At 68.7% G+C, this 18,110-nt stretch carries 12 protein-coding genes and 2 pseudogenes; 10 read left to right on the top strand and 4 right to left on the bottom strand.

The window, feature by feature from the left end; all coding sequences use genetic code 11:
* The first annotated feature begins 101 nt into the window (after positions 1-101).
* The 7 genes and pseudogenes from ABZ865_RS21370 (at position 102) to ABZ865_RS21340 (ending at position 5,268) form a co-directional block, all read left to right on the top strand.
* On the top strand, positions 102-803 hold the full coding sequence (locus tag ABZ865_RS21370) for a DNA-3-methyladenine glycosylase (RefSeq protein WP_361232364.1): 702 nt from the start codon (positions 102-104) through the stop codon (positions 801-803).
* 289 nt (positions 804-1,092) lie between these two features.
* Positions 1,093-2,553: an MFS transporter gene (locus ABZ865_RS21365; protein WP_361232361.1), complete on the top strand. Its 1,461-nt coding sequence runs from the start codon at positions 1,093-1,095 to the stop codon at positions 2,551-2,553.
* Between the two features lie 348 nt (positions 2,554-2,901).
* Positions 2,902-3,357, top strand: coding sequence for a DUF6884 domain-containing protein (locus ABZ865_RS21360; RefSeq protein WP_361232358.1), 456 nt, complete (start codon positions 2,902-2,904; stop codon positions 3,355-3,357).
* A 173-nt stretch (positions 3,358-3,530) separates the two neighbouring features.
* A pseudogene (locus tag ABZ865_RS21355) lies at positions 3,531-3,752 on the top strand (transposase); the annotation flags it as partial.
* Positions 3,753-4,087: 335 nt separating this feature from the next.
* A pseudogene (locus tag ABZ865_RS21350) lies at positions 4,088-4,492 on the top strand (alpha/beta hydrolase).
* Between the two features lie 83 nt (positions 4,493-4,575).
* Entirely contained in the window at positions 4,576-4,992 is a 417-nt protein-coding gene (locus ABZ865_RS21345) for an ester cyclase (protein ID WP_361232355.1), read from the top strand.
* A 120-nt stretch (positions 4,993-5,112) separates the two neighbouring features.
* Entirely contained in the window at positions 5,113-5,268 is a 156-nt protein-coding gene (locus tag ABZ865_RS21340) for a hypothetical protein (protein ID WP_361232352.1), read from the top strand.
* A gap of 727 nt (positions 5,269-5,995) precedes the next feature.
* On the opposite strand, the gene ABZ865_RS21335 is transcribed toward ABZ865_RS21340, so the two are convergent.
* From ABZ865_RS21335 to ABZ865_RS21325, 3 genes are all read right to left on the bottom strand, one after another.
* Positions 5,996-8,392 (bottom strand): glycosyl hydrolase family 65 protein, encoded by a 2,397-nt coding sequence (locus ABZ865_RS21335; RefSeq protein ID WP_361232348.1) that lies wholly within the window; start codon positions 8,390-8,392, stop codon positions 5,996-5,998.
* Positions 8,389-9,132: a beta-phosphoglucomutase family hydrolase gene (locus tag ABZ865_RS21330; protein ID WP_361232345.1), complete on the bottom strand. Its 744-nt coding sequence runs from the start codon at positions 9,130-9,132 to the stop codon at positions 8,389-8,391. The genes ABZ865_RS21335 and ABZ865_RS21330 overlap by 4 nt, the downstream gene beginning before the upstream one ends.
* Positions 9,133-9,570: 438 nt before the next feature.
* Positions 9,571-10,029, bottom strand: coding sequence for a hypothetical protein (locus ABZ865_RS21325; protein WP_361232342.1), 459 nt, complete (start codon positions 10,027-10,029; stop codon positions 9,571-9,573).
* Positions 10,030-10,548: 519 nt separating this feature from the next.
* Between ABZ865_RS21325 and ABZ865_RS21320 the strand changes: the two genes are divergently transcribed.
* Positions 10,549-10,968 (top strand): hypothetical protein, encoded by a 420-nt coding sequence (locus ABZ865_RS21320; protein ID WP_361232339.1) that lies wholly within the window; start codon positions 10,549-10,551, stop codon positions 10,966-10,968.
* A 434-nt stretch (positions 10,969-11,402) separates the two neighbouring features.
* Here ABZ865_RS21320 and ABZ865_RS21315 read toward each other — a convergent pair whose 3' ends face one another.
* Positions 11,403-12,236, bottom strand: coding sequence for a PIG-L family deacetylase (locus ABZ865_RS21315; RefSeq protein ID WP_361232336.1), 834 nt, complete (start codon positions 12,234-12,236; stop codon positions 11,403-11,405).
* A gap of 767 nt (positions 12,237-13,003) precedes the next feature.
* Between ABZ865_RS21315 and ABZ865_RS21310 the strand changes: the two genes are divergently transcribed.
* Both ABZ865_RS21310 and ABZ865_RS21305 read left to right on the top strand, forming a co-directional pair.
* Entirely contained in the window at positions 13,004-15,655 is a 2,652-nt protein-coding gene (locus ABZ865_RS21310) for a glycosyl hydrolase (protein ID WP_361232333.1), read from the top strand.
* A gap of 297 nt (positions 15,656-15,952) precedes the next feature.
* On the top strand, positions 15,953-18,016 hold the full coding sequence (locus ABZ865_RS21305; protein ID WP_361232330.1) for a discoidin domain-containing protein: 2,064 nt from the start codon (positions 15,953-15,955) through the stop codon (positions 18,014-18,016).
* Positions 18,017-18,110 lie beyond the last annotated feature (94 nt).

The raw sequence follows: 18,110 nt of genomic DNA, 5'->3' as shown, positions 1-18,110 counted from the left end.
GCGACGCAAGGAGAGCGCTGGGACGGTGGGGGCGTCGGATCCGGCGTCCCGGAATCTCGACAGGAGGCAGCGGCTTGGCAGAGAACCGGACGGTCCCGGGCGTGGCCGGGACCGATCACGAGCAGTTGCGGGCGTTCGATGAGCCGGGGGCTGCGTCGGCAGGGCGGTCCGCCTTGCGCGAGCACTTCTTCGACCGGCCCGCCCTCGAGGTGGCTCCCGAACTCCTGGGGGCTCTCGTGGTCTCGCGCTCGCAGCGCGGCGTGACGGCGGTGCGTATCACCGAGGTGGAGGCGTACGAGGGGCCCGATGATCCGGCCTCGCATGCGTTCCGGGGCCCGAACCGGACCTATCGAGCGGAGTTCGGGGCCCCGGGGACCTTCTATGTGTACCGGACGCACGCGGTTCATCGGTGCCTGAACGCCGTCTGCGGGCCCGGGCGGCGTCCCGCTTCGGTGCTGCTCCGCGCCGGCACCGTCGTGGAGGGAGCAGACGTCGCGCAGGAACTCCGGGGGCCTGGGGTACGGGCGCGCGATCTGGCGCGCGGCCCGGCCAACCTCGCGCGAGCGTTGGGCATCGCCGATCTGCGTCATGACGGACAGTCAGCATGCGACGTGGCGGCGGAGTTGTTCCTCGCGGAACCCGCCGGGGGCGTCTCGTCCGCGCGGGTCGGTCGAGGGCCGCGGACGGGGGTGGGCGGTCCTGCTGCTTTGTACCCCTGGCGCTTCTGGATGCTGGGCGAGTCGAGCGTCAGCGCCTATCGGGCGCACCCGGGGTCCCGCCAACGGAGGCGGGCGAAGGGCTGACCCTCCCGCCGGCCTGGGACATCACGAGTGCCGGCGCCGCTCCCCGGAGGCGGCGGCACCCGGAGGTGCTTCAGCCTCGCTCCGGTACCGGCGCCGGGGTCTGCGACGAACCCGCAGCGAAGACCGAATGTGCGCCTTCGCTGTCCTTATCCGCGGCCACGCACACCTGGCGCCTGCGAGTTGAAAACCTCAGGAAATGTCCGTTGGGCCGGGCCCGCTTGCTGTCTCTCCTCCTGAGACGGCGTCCGCGGGGAAGGCGGCGGCCCGACCGTATAGAAGGCGATCAGTGATGACTCCGATCAGTCCCACTCCCGAACCGGATCCGCGCAGGTGGCGCGCGCTCGGGATCATCTGCCTCGTGCAGGTGATGCTGCTCCTCGATGTGACCGTGGTCAATGTCGCGCTTCCCCCCATCCAGCACGATCTCGGCTTCACGACCACGGGCCTGGCATGGGTCGTCAACGGCTACACCGTCACCTACGGTGGGCTGCTGATGCTTGGCGGACGCCTGGGTGATCTGCTCGGCCGCAGACGCCTCTTCCTGACCGGCTTGGCGATCTTCGCGCTGGCGTCGGCGAGCGCGGGAGCGGCCCAGCAAGCCGGTGTACTGATCGCCGGCCGCTTCGTACAGGGCGTCGGTGCGGCACTCGTCAGCCCGGCAGCCCTGTCCCTGGTGACGCTGCTGTTCACACAGCGGCAGGAAAGGGCACGGGCCATGGCCATCTGGAGCGGCCTGGCCGGAGTTGGGGTAGCCCTGGGAGTCGTGCTCTCGGGCATCCTGACCACCATCGCCTCCTGGCGTTGGATATTCTTCATCAATCTGCCCATCGCCGCGTTCGCGTTTTTCGCCACTTTCAAGCTCGTCTCCGAAAGCCGGGCCACCAAGCGCGGTCGGCCTGACGTCCTCGGCGCCGTCACGGTCACCCTCGGTCTGCTCCTGGTCGTGTTCGGCCTCCTGGAGAAGGACAGTCACGTATGGTTCTCGTTCCCCGTCCTGGGTTGCGTCGTGATCGGTGTGCTCTGCCTGATCGGCTTCGTGCTGGTGGAGGCTCACGTGGCCCAGCCCCTGGTGCCCCTCGCATTCTTGCGCTCACGTAACCGGAGCATGGCCAACATCGTGCGCATCTGCTACTACGTGGGGTTCGCCACCCTTTTCTTCTCACTGAGCCTGTATGTCCAGCGCATGCTGCACTTTTCCGCGCTGGCGACCGGATTCGCCTTTGTACCGTTCGGGTTGGTCATTCTCTTCAGCGCCACCGTGATGGCACCTCGCCTCCTTCCCCGGTTCGGTCTGCGGGCCCTGAACGGAGGAGGGCTTGCGGTCACCACGGTCGGCTACGTTCTCCTTGCCGGCCTCAGCAGCCACGGCACCTATGTGGCCGACGTACTGCCCGGACTGATCCTCGTGCCGCTGGGAGGCGGCCTCGTCCTCGTCGGATCCACTGTCGCCGGAGTGGACGGCGCCACCGGTGAGGACGCGGGCATCGCCACCAGCATGAACAATGCGTCCATGCAGATCGGCAGCGCCATCGGCCTGGCTGCCCTGGTCTCACTGGGCACCGGCCACGCCGCCGTGCTGCGGCGTGCGGGCGCCGACCAGGTGACCGCCGCCGCGCACGGTTACGCCTTCAGCTTCACCATCGCCGCCGGCATGACGGCCTTCGGTGCGTTCCTCGGCTTCGCAGGAATCCACCCGACACCGGCCGAGACTGCGACGGTGAGGACCAACGCCAAGGAGCGCGTGGTCTGACGTGCCGCCGGCGGCGAAAGCGAGAGTCCGCGGCCGCGGCGGGCCTGGCGGAACGGTGCTGCCGCTGCGCGTCAGGGGACATAGTGGGCCTGCTCGAAGAGGCCGAGTATGCACCAGCTGTTCGTGCGACGGCGGCATTGCCGGGTCTGAGCTTCCATCGGCCGCCTCCCCTGCCCCTCCCGTGGACGCCTCAGGCCGGTCATCCGGCATGACCCTGTTCTTCTCGAACTCCGCTCCGCCATAGCCATCCCCCGGCTCGACCGCCCGGCAGGCGGGTCTCCACCAGAACACGCCGGGCTCGCACACGACCAGTACTGCTCACTTCACAGCACAGACAGGACCCCAGACATGACCACAAACGACCAGCTCGACTACTTCAAGCCGCAACTCGTCGTCATCCCGTGCGGCAGCCGCAAACTGGGCTCGCCCGCGCGCTCCGCAGACATGTACGTAGGCTCCTACCACCGGGCATGCCGCAAGGCCGCCGACGCACTGCAACCTGACCTGCTGCTCATTCTCTCCGCACGCCACGGGCTCCTCGACCTCGACGACGTGATCGAGCCGTACGACACACCTCATGGCGCAGCCGACGCGGTAACGAGCCAGGTCCTTCTGGAACAGGCAACCGTGCGTGACATCGTGGGCCTTGACCCGGTGGTGGCCCTCGGCGGTGCACGACACATCAGCCTCGTGCGCTCCGTCTGGCCGCACGTCCACACGCCGTTGGCCGGAGCACGCGGTATGGGTGAGCAAATGGCCCGGCTTGCAGCATTGCGCGAGGGACGGGGAATGCCTCTGACATGACGCTTCGTGCGGCGACCCCGAGGCCTCGCCGCCATGTGCCGAGGCGCATGGCACTACGGGGACTGGGGAGCATTCCAGAAGTGACGGTCGCACATGGTGTGGTGGTACCAGCGATCAACGGCGCGGCTGGATCCCACGGGACGTCAGGTTGGTCACGCTGTGGGGGCGCTGAGGTGGCGCGGCTGAAGCCGTGGGAGGTCAGCGATGAGCTCTGGGCGGTGATCGAGCCGCTGCTTCCGAATGTCGAGCGACGGTCTCGCTACCCAGGGTGGAAGCGACTGGATGACCGCCCGGTGTTCCAGGGGATCTTGTTTGTTCTCCATACCGGGATCTCCTGGGAGCACCTGCCGCAGGAGCTGGGATTCGGCTCGGGGATGACCTGCTGGCGTCGTCTTTGTCGGGTGCGGTCATCGTGCTGATCTCCTTCGGGCTTCGACACCTCGAAGATCAGCCGGTGGCCGTTCATCTATGCGGGCATCATCCCGACGCCGGAGCAAACCCCCGGATCAGGTCGAACCCGTACACCATCTCCATGGACGCAACCCGGCGTGCTGAAGTGGGGCGTCCCGAGTAGCGTGGGGAAGAGACTGTACGGAACGGCTGCCTTCACCAGTATCGCCCTCGCCCTCGCGGGCGTTCACTGCTGGTCGGACGTGGTATTCACATGCCCGGCTCGGGCGCTGAATGGCCGTGAAGGGTGGAGTTCCGAACAAGTGCTAGCGAGGCGATCATGGCCTTTGCCGCTGCCAAGGACGGCACACAGATCTACTTCGAGGACTGGGGGCGGGTCAGCCGATGGTGTTTTCCCACGGCTGGCCACTGATCGCGGATGCGTGGGATCCGCAGTTGAAGCTGATGGCGGACAACGGTTTCCGGGTAAGAGCGCCTACGACTGCGTCAAAGCGTTCTCTGAGACTGACCTCACGGGGGACCTCAAGGAGTTCGACATCCCCACGCTGATCATTCACGGCGACGACGACCAGATCGTGCCCATCGTGGCATCCGCGAAAAAATCGTCGCAACTGGTCAAGGACGTGACCTTCAAGGTCTGCTCCGGTGCTCCGCACGGACTGCCGATGGTGCCGGAGTTCGCGGGACGGTCAACAACGACCTCCTTGAATTCGCACGCGGCTGACCGACCAGGTGTCGTTTCACCGGTCTTCCCGCGTTCACGCGGCCGGCGCCAGACCACTGGCAGGCGCGAGCCCGAGGAATGCCATGTCTCAGCAAACGAACATCGCCGCACAGACCGCTTTCGCAGAGGCGGTCATCACCGGCGACCTCGCGGCCCTCGACGAGATCGTCGCACCCGACTCGATCGACCATGATCCAGCCCCAGGACAGCTGCCGGGGCCCGATGGGTACAAGGCCATGTTCGCCGATCTGCGGGCAGCCTTTCCCGACCTGCACGTCGCGGTGGAGCATCTGGTGGTCACCGACGACGAGTTGGCCTTTGCCTACACCATCACCGGAACGCATCTGGGGCCGCTGATGGGACGGCCGGCGACCGGCAGGAAGGCAAGCTACCGGGGCATGCAGATCAGCCGCTTCGACAGCGACGGAAAGCTCGTCGAACGCTGGGGCAGCAGCGACGAACTCGGCATGCTGCGCCAACTCGGACTCACCGAGTTGTGACCCCAAGAGCGGGATTTCCGATGGTACCGGGAACAACCAGCTCGCACGCGATCGGCCACCGTTCCTATCCATGCGGTGCCGAGAGGACGCTTCGGGGAGGCAGAATGTTGAGGTCCTCGGATGGCAAACGGTCAGGTGCGCGGTCCGCCGGCTCAACTGGCGATGGTGGCGTTTCACGCATCCGTGCTGGACGGAGTCGCCCGCAATCCGTCGCTGCCGACAGCGCTGCTACTGCGCCTGCTCGCCTTCGACGGGGGCGGTGACCGTCCGCCCTGAGACGCCCGGTCGTGGTGATCCTTGCCCACCCGAACCCGGGCGTCTGGATCGACTTTGCCATGAGCGCCAGGGCGGAGCCTGCACAGCGGGCCCGGCCGTGGACGATCCTTCTCCCAGGGTGCGGGCTGCTCTTGCATACGGACCCGAGGTGTACCACCCGCGAACAAAGGTCGCGCCGCTCCCGGACGCCGCGTGCGTCCGCCTGCTCGACGATACCGCCCCTTCTGTCCGGGCGGCACTGCTGGACTCGCCTCATTTGGCGCCGTCGTTCGTGGCCTCGATGGCCACTCATCACAGTTCGGCAGCGCGCCGGAAAGCGGTGCGTGCATGGGAGATCCTGCCGCCGGGCGAGCGGTCGGCGCTGCTGGCCGCCCCTGACCCCGAGGTGCGGCGGGCCGCCGCACTGAGGGAGTGCCGGCGGGACGCACGCGTCACCGCCGAACTCCTCCGCGATCCGAAGTCCGCCGCCGAGGCGCTGAGCCGAGGGCTCCTCGCCCGCACCGACGCCGAGCGGTGCGTCGCCGAGCGGACGCACCTGGCGGCCCTCGCCGAGAACCCGTCGTTGCCCGCCGACCTCGTGGAGCGGCTCGCCGTCGACTCCGACGCTGGTCGCGGAGCCCGCGTTCCCCCACCTGCGCTGGTTCCGCCGTCTGCGGATCCACCGGGAGATACGCGACGACATCCACGAGGCCTTCCTCAGCGTCGCATGTGGTGCGGCTCTTGTGCGCTACTCCGGTGTCGCCGCCAGGTCATCCTCCTCGATGGGCAGGCCCACCGGGCGGCGGCCCGGGGGCTGTTGCGGCTCGGGCAGCACAGGTGCGGGCGGCACCGGGCGGTCCACCGGCGCGTCCGGGGTCAGGGACGTCGGCTGCCCGTGATGCAACACGACCAGGGGTTCGCCCTCCACCAGGCGATACCGCACCTGGGACGGACTGATGTCCACCTTCAACCTGCGTCCGCGTACCAGCAGCGTGAAAGCCACCCTGGACAGCGCCTCCGGCAGGCGCGGTGCGAACGCCAGCAGGGCCTGCCGCCCATCGTCACCGCTGTACCGGCGCAAGCCTCCGAGACCGGCGACCAGCGCGATCCACGTACCGGCGAGGGAGGCGATGTGGAGCCCGTCCCGGGTGTTGTGCTCCAGATCCTCCAGGTCCATCAGCGCGGCCTCGCCGAGATAGGCGTAGGCCAGGCGCAGGTGCCCGGTCTCGGCGGCGAGTACCGCCTGGAAGCACGCCGACAGGGAGGAGTCACGGACCGTCAGCGCCTCGTAATAGGCGAAGTTGCGTGCCTTCTGGTCGTCGGAGAAGGCATCCGGGCACTCCATCATCGCCAGCACCAGATCGGCCTGCTTCACCACCTGCTTGCGGTACAGGTCGAAGTAGGGGTAACGCAGCAGAAGCGGGTAGTTCTCCGGCGGGGTCGCCTCGAAGTCCCAGCGCTGGAGACTCGTGAAACCGGCCGACTGCTCGTGCACGCCGAGCGTGTCGTTGTACGGCATCGCCATGCGGGCCGCGGCATCCCGCCATGCGGCAGTCTCCTCGTCGTCGACACCGAGTGTCGCGGCGCGCTCCGGATGACGCACGGCGGCGTCCGCGGCCGAGATCAGGTTCTGTCGCGCCATCAGGTTGGTGTACAGGTTGTCGCGGGTGATCGCGCTGTACTCGTCGGGGCCCGTGACCCCGTCGATGTGGAAGACGCCTTCCGCGTCGTGGTGTCCGAGCGAGCGCCACAGCCGGGCCGTTTCCACGAGGAGTTCGAGGCCCTCACCGCGTTCGAAGTCCTCGTCCCCGGTAACCATCACGTACCGGTCGGCGGCCACCGCGATGGCCGCGTTGATGTGGAAGGCGGCCGTCCCGGCCGGCCAGTAGGCCGAACACTCGGCACCGTCGATGGTGCGCCAGGGAAATGCTGCGCCCGCGAGCCCGAGCTGACGCGCGCGCTCCCGCGCCGTCGGCAGCATCCGGTGACGCGCCCGCAGTGCCGATGCGACGGCCTCCGGCGCGGTGAACGTCAGCACCGGTAGCACGTAGGACTCGGTGTCCCAGAAACAGTGACCGTCGTACCCGGTTCCGGTCAGGCCCTTGGCGGGAATCGCCCGGCTCTCGCCCCGGGCCGCCGCCTGGAGCACATGGAAGAGGGCGAACCGCACCGCCTGCTGGATGCGCGCGCTGCCCTCGACCTCGACGTCCGCGCCCGCCCAGAAGCGATCCAGGTACGCCCGCTGTGCCGCGGCCAGACCGTCCCAGCCGGTGCTGACCGCGGCCGCCACCGCCGCGTCCACCTGATCGTGCACGGCCGGCAGCGAACGCTCCCCCGACCAGCCGTAGGCCACGAACTTGACCAGCCGGAGCGGTTGCCCGGGCACCAGGTCCGCGGTCACCGTCAGGCGGCTGACGTCAGCCTCGCACTGCGCCGTCCAGCGGGTGGTCTGCGGCCCTTCGACGAGATGGTCCGCCGCTGCGGCCACCCGCAGCGCGCTGCGGTCGGTGCAGTGCACCAGCCGCAGCCGGGTGTCCTGCGCGAAATACTCCTCGGTCAGCAGCGGTGACTCGATTGCCGCGGCCACGCGCGGATCGCCCTGGAGCCGCGGCAGTTGCGCGTTGGCGACGAGCTCGGACTGCACGGCCACCGTGGTCGGTCCGTCGACCGGCTCCACTTCGTAGACCACCGCGGCCACCGAGCGCTGCGTGAAGGACACGAGCCGCCGCGAGGAGATCCGCACCGTACGACCGCCGGGTGAGGTCCATCGTGCGGTGCGGCTGAGGATGCCCGAGCGGAAGTCCAGCACCCGCTCGTGCGCGACCAGTCGGCCGTAGCGCAGATCGTACGGGTGGTCGTCGACCAGCAGACGGAAGACCTTGCCGTCGGTGACGTTGATCATCGTTTGGCCGGACTCGGGATACCCGTAGCCCGCTTCGGCATACGGCAGCGGATGCCGTTCGTGGACACCGTTGAGGTATGCGCCGGGCAGTCCGTGCGGCTCTCCCTCCTCGAGGTTGCCGCGCCACCCGACGTGCCCGTTGGAGAGGGCGAAGACCGATTCGCTCTGCGCGAGCACGTCCAGGTTCAGCTCGGTCTCGCGCAGACACCACGGCTCGACCGTGAAGCTCGGATGGGTGATCACCGTTCCTCCAGAAGCTCCGCCAGGTCACGGACCACCACATCGGCACCATGAGCTCGCAGTTGTTCCGCCTGGCCGACCCGGTCGACGCCCACGACCACGCCGAACCGTCCTGCCCGCCCGGCCTCGACGCCGGCGAGGGCGTCTTCGAACACCGCGGCCTGCCCAGGATCCGTTTCCAGCCCTCGGGCGGCCTCCAGGTAGGTGTCCGGGGCGGGCTTGCCCCGCAGCCGGCGCTCGTGGGCGACCACCCCGTCGATCCGCTCGTCGAACAGGTCCTCGATGCCGGCCGCTCGCAGGACGTCCCGTGTGTTCGCGCTCGACGACACCACCGCGCAGCGCAGGCCCGTCGCCCGCGCCGCGTGCACGAAGCGGACCGAGCCGTCGTAGGGTTCCACGCCCTCCTCGCGGATCCGCCGCAGGACCAGTCCGTTCTTCCGGTTGCCCAGACCGTTCACCGTCTCCGCCTCCGGCGGGTCGTCCGGCGATCCCTCGGGCAGGTGCACCCCGCGTACGGCGAGGAACGTACGCACGCCGTCCTCACGGGGACGGCCGTCCACATACTCGTCGTAGTCGCCGACCGCGTCGAACGGCACGAACTCGGTCCCCTCGCGCGTCGCGCGTTCGCGGAGATACCCGTCGAACATTTCCTTCCAGGCGGCCGCGTGCACCTTCGCGGTCTGGGTGAGCACCCCGTCGAGGTCGAACAGGCAGGCACGGACATGTGCAGGAAGCCCCAGCATGCCGACGAGGCTAGAAGGCACCTGCGGACGGAGGCGATAGGTCACCCTCCGGCACGCCGGAAGGCACCCGCTCGGTCGAGGCCCTGTGGGCGCACTCCATGCCGTGGCTCTGATGGGCACCAGTGCGCCAGAAGCAGGGACTCGCAGGTGTGCTCGGCGACCAGTCGCTGTTCACCCGGCCAGGCGAGATCGAGCGGGCCATCCACCGGTCGCCGATATTGAGGGAGCGGCCTGCTGAGCGTGTGGCCTCGCAGAGCATGCAGTGGTCGTCCGCGACAGGGAGGAGGACGCCATATGCGGCGCCGGTGAGGGCGTGGCGTTTGTGGCGGCAGCTCGTGTGGTTGGGCGCACCGGGCGACTATCGGCTGCGTCCCGGCCGCGATGGCCGATCGTGGGCCGAGGGCGCGGGTTCTTCGGGGTGCGCACCCGAACACACCGTCACAGCTCCATCACCTTGCTTCCGCGCCAGACGCACAGGCTGCATGATCTGCCGGTGAACAAGACCCTCAGCACCGCAGCCGCTGCCCTCCTCCTCGCCAGCCTTGCGGCCTGCAGCAGCAACAGCGGCAGCGGCACCTCGAATTCGCCCAAATCTCCGGCAAGGTCACTTCCGCGAAGCTCTCGGGCACCGTCACGGCGGCCAACGACCCGAACCATCTCCTCGGCCGGCCGAACCAGTACACGTCGAAGGTCACTTTCACGGACTCCCGGATCGGGTCGAGCGATGTCGAGGGCACGGAAAAGGGCGACGTCGAAGGCGGCGTCGCGATCGAGGTCGTCGACAGTCCGTCGGACGCACAGATCCGCACGAAGTACATCCCGGCCGTCACGAAGGCGATGCCCGCCCTCGCCGAGTACGACTACGTCCATGGCGCGGTCGTCGTTCGGGTCTCGCACTTCCTCACGCCAGCGCAGGCTGCGGCGTACAAGAGTGCTGCCGACGTGCTGAGTTGAGGGCGAGCAATAGTCAAGACTTGTGGATCGTGAACAGGAGGTGGGGGCGGTCGCCTGCCGCCGCCGAGGCACCGAGATTCCGACGCGCCGTGGCGGTCGTCGGCGAGCAGCTGCACATGTCCCATGGTCACCAATTCGATCACCCGCCATTGCGGCGCCACCGTTGTGGTGGGCGTCGCACTGTGCTCCACCAGCCGTATGGCCTCGCGAGCACGACCGGTCGTGATCAGTCCTCACAATCGGATCTCGTACAGCGAGAACGGATTGAACAGGCTGATGTGCTCCACCGTGGGCGGGAGGTCATCCGTTTCGCGCATCACCCGATCGAACAGTCCTCGGCCGTATCGAGGGCCTGAGCGAATGCAGACCGCCCCCTCTCCACTCACCGTCAAAGCCCGGCCACGGCGCGAGCGTACGACTACGAGTAATTCCCATCACGGCTCTGCTCTCGGGCAGATCGTCGTGCTCGCCGAGCAACGTGGGGCCAGGACCAATACCGCCTGGACCGACGACGGGTACGCCATGCTCGCCCGGCTCGCCGGGCAGTGGCTCGTCGAACCGCAGCCCGAGCCGATTCCCATCGGCGAGAACTCCGGGTACGAGGACAAGGCCATCTACATCGTGGTCAACCGCAATGGCAACGCCTGCTACTGCGGAAAGGCCGCTCCCACCCGAGCCCTGACCCGGGGGCCCACCGCTACCAGGCTCAGCCGGCACGTCAACGGCAACAAGTCGAAGCGGGACGAGTGGGTCGAGTACTGGGTGATCCCGCTGCGCGAGACCACCCCCGACCACGTCGTCTCCGCCCTGGAGAAAACCGTGGCCGCCCGCCTCGGTATCCCGCTCGTGCACCGGACGCGCGTGCCGCGCCGGCGCACCTGACCACAGTCAGCCGAAACCACGGCCGGCGCCGGAAACACACGTGGGCCTCCCGCACCGGAGGACGATGCAGGGGCCCACATGCTGCGAAAGACATAGCCATGTCTCAAGGAATTGAGGACTGGACAGCGTGAGCCCCCGCCTTGATCGGTACAGCCGTGACTCGAACCCCAGCAGCGATTCCGTCGTCGCTGCCCAGTAACGGCCCGTGAAGTGCCGTTGCCCGCGGTACGAAGCGAAGCATCGCACTTGGAGCAACGGACGGTTTGGGGACGAGCGCGGTGTCGAGTCGGAAGTGTGGGCACACGTCGACGCCACCGGCGAGGGCCCGGACGCGGGCTGCCGGAGCGGAACCCGCGTGGACAAGCCCCCGATTGCGTGACCCGCTCGATCGCGCCGTGCGGTCGATGCGCTTTCCCAGCCGGTCGGACCGCAGATCAGCGCAGTCCGGCAAAGAGGTCGTTCTCGGGGATGGCCGCGCCGGTGGCGTCCCGGACACGTACGAAGGTCTCCATGCCCATCAATTCACCGAACCTCTCCTTGCCCATCTTGAGGAAGAAGATGTTCTCGCCCTGACTGGCGTGCGCGGCCAACGCGTCGAACTTCTGACCGCTGAACCCGGTCGTGTCCACCCACGTGGTGATCTCATCGTCGGGGAGACCGATCTCGGCCATCGCGGCGGCCTCGGCAGGATCCGGCTCCGGCATGTCCTCATGAAACTCGCGCATGATCTCACCGAACCGCGGCATCATCGAGCGCGGCATCGTGGTCCAGTACACCTTCGGTGCCAGCGCGGTCATCTCCAGTGCCGCCATCGTGATGCGGTGGGCCTGGATGTGGTCGGGGTGGCCGTAGAAGCCGTTCTCGTCGTAGGTGACGACCACATCAGGCCGGTAGTGCCGCATGAGTTCCGCGAGTCGGGCCGCGCCTTCCTGCACGGGGGTCTGCCAGAACGATCCGGGGGCGTCGTTGCTCGGCCAGCCCATCATCCCGGAGTCGGCATAGTCCAGCGTCTCCAGATCGCTGACCTTCAGGACGTCACAGCTCGCTTCAAGTTCTTGACGGCGCATCAAGGCGACCGCCGCCGGATCGTGCCCGGGATCGCCCGGCTTGACACCACCGGGTCCGTCACCGCAACCGCCGTCGGTACACGTCACGAGAACCGTGCGGATGCCTTCCGCCGCGTACCGCGCGAGGACCCCTCCGGTTCCGGTGGCCTCGTCGTCGGGGTGGGCGTGTACTGCCATGAGCGTCAAGGGCCGGTCAGTCACGAAACAGTCCTCCTGTAGAAATACGTCTTGGTCCGAGTGTGCGGCGGGCGTACCGCGATCCTGGGGCCCGGATCCTGGTGGGGGGGACGACCTTGTGGTCTCCGTGTTCCCCGCCCGTGCGGCGCCGGTCCCTCGTTCGATGCAACCGTGCCGGCCGGACCGGCTGTTCCCGGCGCGGCCAACCTTTCAGGCGTCGGCGTTCAACGCGAACGAGGTACAGGCGCGACCTGCATCTCTTGGCTTGACTCTGTCGGGGATCTTGGCGTTTTCCGGTGCGACGGCGTGATCAGCGGGCATGCTCGGGGCTCTTCCGCAGGCCTATGTAGTTGTCGGGGTGTCCGTTGTCCCTCCGTCCCCGTTCCGGCATCCGAATCTGCCTCGCGGAATGCGTTACCCCCAGTCCGGGCGCTGTCTCGACGATCCCAACGGGGTCACCACCCACGGCACACAGCTCCAGATCCACGACCGCAACCAACTGCCACCCCAGGCCTGGCGCCTCCCGTGAACCCCGAGGGACAGCCCCCCCGCCGGTGACGGAATGCCGGCCGACTGCGCTGGAACTGATGAGATGCCGCCGTCACTCCGAGAGGCAAGATGGCGAACGAGGCCATTTTTGACAATCGTTACGTTTGTCAGACTATAAAGTCGCTGTAAACCTCTGGGGTTGAGGGCGTGCGCGGGAGTACGGTTCCGGCGCTCGGCAGTAGGAGATCACGTGCGGCCGTAGGGGCGGCCGCGACCTGCGCCGAAGAAGCCGGAGACAGTCCATGCGCGTGAATTCCGCACGGCGCAGAACGCGTCGCGGGGCGGAGAGCGGGGGCAGAGCGGCGCTCGCCGCCGCGGCCGCCGCACTCCTGATAGCGGGGACGGGACCCGTCACCGCGTACGGGGCGGGCGACCCGGACGCCGGCCGCCACGAGGTGGCGGGCGAGGAGTCCCACGAACTGATGGAGTCCCTCGACACGTTCAACGAGCCGAGGCTCTCCCCCAGCGACCGGATCGCGCCGGGCGCGTACGCCGACGCCTGGGCGCACATCAAGAACATGCCGGTCAAGTCGGGTAGTTGGAGCGAGGTCACCACCTCCCCGTACAACGAGGACGCGCTGCACTACCGCGACCGGTCGGCGTCCAACTCCGGTGGCGGCGCCGGGTATTCGGCGGGCCGTATCGCCGCCCTGGCCACCGACCCGACACACCGGGGCGTGGTCTACGCGGGCGCCGCCGGCGGCGGTGTGTTCCGCTCCACCGACGACGGCAGGACCTGGACGCCGATCGCGGACCGGCTGCCCGCCCTGTCCGTGGGCGCCCTCGCGGTCGCGCCCGACGGCTCGCTGTGGCTGGCCACCGGCGAGGCGACCACCGCCTCCGACAACTACCTGGGCAGCGGCGTCTACCGGCTCGCGGACCCGGTCACCGGGACCTTCGGCGAAAGCGACAAGGTGGGCGGTACGGAGCTGGACTCGTCCTCCATCCACACCGTCACCTTCGACCAGGCCGCCGGATACGTCTTCGCGGCCTCCTCGCACGGCGTCTTCCGGCGCCCGCTGTCGGCCGGCCGGTCCACCGCCTGGGCGAAGGTCCTCGCCCCGTGCGCGGGCGTCGGCATCAGCGGCGTCGGCTGCGGGGTGGACGGCCACTACGCGGACATCGCCAACGACATCGCCGTACAGCCCGGCAGCGACGGCAGGAAACTGCTGGCCAACGTGGCCTGGCGCAGCGGCGCCGCCTACAACGGCTTCTACTACTCCGACGACGCGGGCACCACCTGGAAGCGCGCCAACCCGACCGGCGCGATCAACCCCGCCGAGATCGGCAACGCCGCCTTCGCGTACGCGGCCGACGGCAGCAGGCTGTACGTCTCCATGGAGTCCCCCAAGCTCCTCAACAAGGCCTCCGGCTCCGGCGTGTACTCGGTCCTCGCCGGCGTGTACGTCAGCCAGAGCGGCGACGCGAGCGGCTCGTTCAAGCAGATCGCGAACTCCTCGTCGCTGTCGACGACCGGCTCCGCGATGAAGATCAAGGAGATCGGCTCCGGCTACCAGCCCGGCTCCCAGGCCTGGTACGACCAGGTCATCGCGGTCGACCCGAGCGACCCGGACCACGTCTACCTCGGCCTCGAGGAGATGTTCGAGTCCCGGGACGGCGGCGCCACCTGGAAGGCGATCGGCCGTTACTGGAACTTCGGCATGCCGTGCTTCTCGTACGACCCGGCCGCGAACTCCTGCGACGGCGACGTGATGCACTCCGACCAGCACGCCCTCGCCTTCTCCCAGTGGAAGGGCGGCACGCCGGAGGTGTTCGTCGGCAACGACGGCGGCGCCTACGCCCGGCCCACCACGCAGAGCACCGCCGGCTGGCGCAACCTCAACGAGTCGGGCACCCTGCGCAACCTCCAGTACTACTCGGTGCGCGCCGGGAGGATGACCGACGGCAGCGGCGACGCCGTATGGGGCGGCCTCCAGGACAACGGCGTCTCGCTGCTCGCGCCCAAGGGCGCCACCTACCAGAGGCAGCAGCTCAACCCGGACGGCGAGATGGTCTCCCCGTTCGGCGGTGACGGCGGCGACCAGCTGGTCAACCCCGACAACGGCTGCCAGACGGTCGGCGAGTACGTCGACCTCGCCCTGCAGATCACGAACAACTGCGGCTACACCGCGAGCGACGACGGCTCCGAGGACGTGATCACCGACATCGCGCCCGGCGACCCGGGGGCCCGCTTCATCGCCCCGTTCAGCGCGGACGAGACCGACCCGAACGGCCTGTGGGTCGCGGGCGGCCAGTACGTCTGGGGCAACACCAAGACCTGGAAGAGCACCTCCGGCGCCGACTGGACCAAGCTCTACGACCTCGGCGCCGGCCACTCCGCCTCGGCGGTCGCCAGCCGCGGCCACGTGACGTGGGCGGCCTGGTGCGGCCCCTGCTCGAAGGTCGACGGCACCTTCGGGCGGGGCGTCGCCACCAATTACGGCGGCAACTGGCACCAGGTGGACCTGCCCGCCGCCTTCCCGAACCGCTACATCTCCGGTCTGACCATCGACCCGTCCGACGCCTCCGGCAAGACAGTCTACGCCGTGATCAACGGCTTCTCGCGGCACTGGAACGAGGGCCCCGGCGCCGGCTACGGCCACGTCTGGAAGACCACGGACGGCGGCACGACCTGGACGGACATCAGCGGTGACCCCGCGGCCGCGGACTCCTTCCCGGACGCCCCGGCCAACTCGGCTCTCGTCAGCGCGAACGGCACCCTCGTGGTCGCCACCGACCTGGGCGTGTTCACCAGCACCTCGGCGGGCCACTGGGCACGCCTGGGCACGAACCTGCCCACCTCGCCGGCGGTCTACCTCTCCCCCGGCCCGGACGGCAGCCAGGTGTACGTCGCCACGCACGGCCGCGGCATCTGGAAGACCCGGACGCCGTAACGCCACGCCCCGCCCCTCCCCGACCCTCCCCTCCCGTCCCGGCGCAGCCGGAGACGGAGCCGATGCCCCGGACCGACCGCGGTCCGGGGCATCGGTCGTGGAGAGGCCGCACGTGGTCGCGCACTCACCGAGAACTCCGTCATCCACGGAACCTGAGTCTTGACTCGTAAAGCGGCACTGGCGATCCTCTTGGGGCAGTTTGCACGGGGCATGACAAACCGCGTGGTGTGCGGCTTCTTCGGGTCCGAATGTCCTTGCCCGTCGACCGCGCATCCCGCCGACCGAGGGACGTGGGCCGTGGCCAAGAGCAAAAGCCGGTACCTCAGACGCAGAGACGTGATCATCGTGCCGCTGCTCCTCCTCGTACTGGCCGTCGTCCTCGGGCCCACCCCGAGTTCGGCGGCCGGAGACGCGTGGTGGGTCCCGGCCGCACGCCCGACGCCGGACTCCGGGATCGACGTCACCGGCGAGCCGTTCACCGGCACGAACACCAAGGGCGAGGTGCGCGGGTTCGTCGACGCGCACGACCACCTGTTCGCCAACGAGGCCTTCGGCGGGCGCCTCATCTGCGGCAAGGTCTTCTCCGAGGCCGGGATCGCCGACGCGCTCAAGGACTGCCCCGAGCACTACCCCGACGGCTCGCTCGCCGTCTTCGACTTCATCACCAAGGGCGGTGACGGCCGGCACGACCCGGTCGGCTGGCCCACGTTCAAGGACTGGCCCGCGCACGACTCGCTCACCCACCAGCAGAACTACTACGCGTGGGTGGAACGGGCCTGGCGCGGCGGTCAGCGGGTGCTGGTCAACGACCTCGTCACCAACGGCGTGATCTGCTCGGTGTACTTCTTCAAGGACCGCAGCTGCGACGAGATGACGTCGCTCCGGCTCCAGGCGAAGATGACGTACGACCTGCAGGCCTACATCGACAAGATGTACGGCGGTCCGGGCAAGGGCTGGTTCCGGATCGTCACCGACAGCGCGCAGGCCCGTGCGGTCATCGAGCAGGGCAAGCTGGCCGTCATTCTCGGCGTGGAGACCTCCGAGCCGTTCGGCTGCAAGCAGATCCTGGACATCCCGCAGTGCGGCAAGGCGGACATCGACGCCGGCCTGGACGAGCTGTACGCGCTGGGCGTGCGCAGCATGTTCCTGTGCCACAAGTTCGACAACGCGCTGTGCGGCGTCCGCTTCGACTCGGGCAGCCTCGGCACGGCCATCAACGTGGGGCAGTTCCTGTCGACCGGCACCTTCTGGAAGACGGAGAAGTGCACGGGCCCCCAGCACGACAACCCCATCGGCTCGGCCACGGCAGCCGGGGCCGAGGCGAAGCTCCCGGCGGGCGTGAGCGTCCCCTCGTACTCCTCGGACGCGCAGTGCAACGTCCGCGGACTGACCGACCTCGGCGAGTACGCCGTGCGCGGCATGATGAAACGCAAGATGATGCTGGAGATCGACCACATGAGCGTCAAGGCCGTCGGCCGCGCGCTCGACATCTTCGAGTCCGAGTCCTACCCCGGCGTGATCTCCTCGCACAGCTGGATGGACCTGAACTGGACCGAGCGGGTCTACGGCCTCGGCGGCTTCATCGCCCAGTACATGCACGGTTCCGAGGGGTTCGTGGCCGAGGCGAACCGCACCAAGGCGCTGCGGGACAAGTACGACGTCGGGTACGGCTACGGCACCGACATGAACGGTGTCGGCGGCTGGCCCGGACCTCGGGGCGCCGACGCGCCGAACAAGGTCACGTACCCCTTCCGCAGCGTCGACGGGGGCTCCCTCATCGACCGGCAGACCACCGGTGAGCGCACCTGGGACCTGAACACCGACGGAGCCGCGCACTACGGTCTCGTCCCGGACTGGATCGAGGACATCAGGATGGTCGGCGGCCAGGGCGTGGTGAACGACCTGTTCCGGGGTGCCGAGTCCTACCTCGGCACCTGGGGCGCGACCGAGCGGCACCAGGCGGGCGTCGATCTCGCCAAGGGGGCCCCGGCCACGGCCAGTTCGACCGAGTGGAACCCGTTCGTCAGTTATGCGCCGAACCGCGCGGTGGACGGCCTGCGGGACACCCGCTGGGCCAGCGGCTGGAGCGACGACCAGTGGCTGCAGATCGATCTGGGCTCCACCCACCGGGTCGGGCAGGTCACCCTCGACTGGGAGCGCGCGTACGGGAAGTCGTACAGCATCCGGCTCTCGACGGACGGCGTGAACTGGAACACGGTCTGGTCGACCACCACGGGCGACGGCGGGCTCGACACCGCGCGGTTCGCCGGCACACCGGCGCGCTACGTCCGCATCGCGGGCACGGAGCGCGGCACCGGGTGGGGGTACTCGCTGTACGAGGTCGGCGTGCACAGCGGCTGACGACGGGGCCCGCTGTCCGGGGGCGGTGAGACGACGCCGATGGACCTGGAGAAGGCCGACGCCAAGGGCGAGTACGTCGTCCCGCTCAACGCCC

The organism is Streptomyces sp. NPDC047085 (assembly GCF_040643735.1).
GTDB lineage: Bacteria > Actinomycetota > Actinomycetes > Streptomycetales > Streptomycetaceae > Streptomyces.
The sequence above is the reverse complement of the archived record's forward strand: the minus strand, read 5'-3'. Positions and strand labels throughout refer to the sequence as shown.

Coding starts and splice junctions, on each gene's coding strand:
- ABZ865_RS21345 (WP_361232355.1), top strand. CDS start 4,576: ATGTCTCAGCAAACGAACATCGCCGCACAGACCGCTTTCGCAGAGGCG.
- ABZ865_RS21310 (WP_361232333.1), top strand. CDS start 13,004: ATGCGCGTGAATTCCGCACGGCGCAGAACGCGTCGCGGGGCGGAGAGC.
- ABZ865_RS21365 (WP_361232361.1), top strand. CDS start 1,093: ATGACTCCGATCAGTCCCACTCCCGAACCGGATCCGCGCAGGTGGCGC.
- ABZ865_RS21340 (WP_361232352.1), top strand. CDS start 5,113: ATGGCAAACGGTCAGGTGCGCGGTCCGCCGGCTCAACTGGCGATGGTG.
- ABZ865_RS21330 (WP_361232345.1), bottom strand. CDS start 9,132: ATGCTGGGGCTTCCTGCACATGTCCGTGCCTGCCTGTTCGACCTCGAC.
- ABZ865_RS21360 (WP_361232358.1), top strand. CDS start 2,902: ATGACCACAAACGACCAGCTCGACTACTTCAAGCCGCAACTCGTCGTC.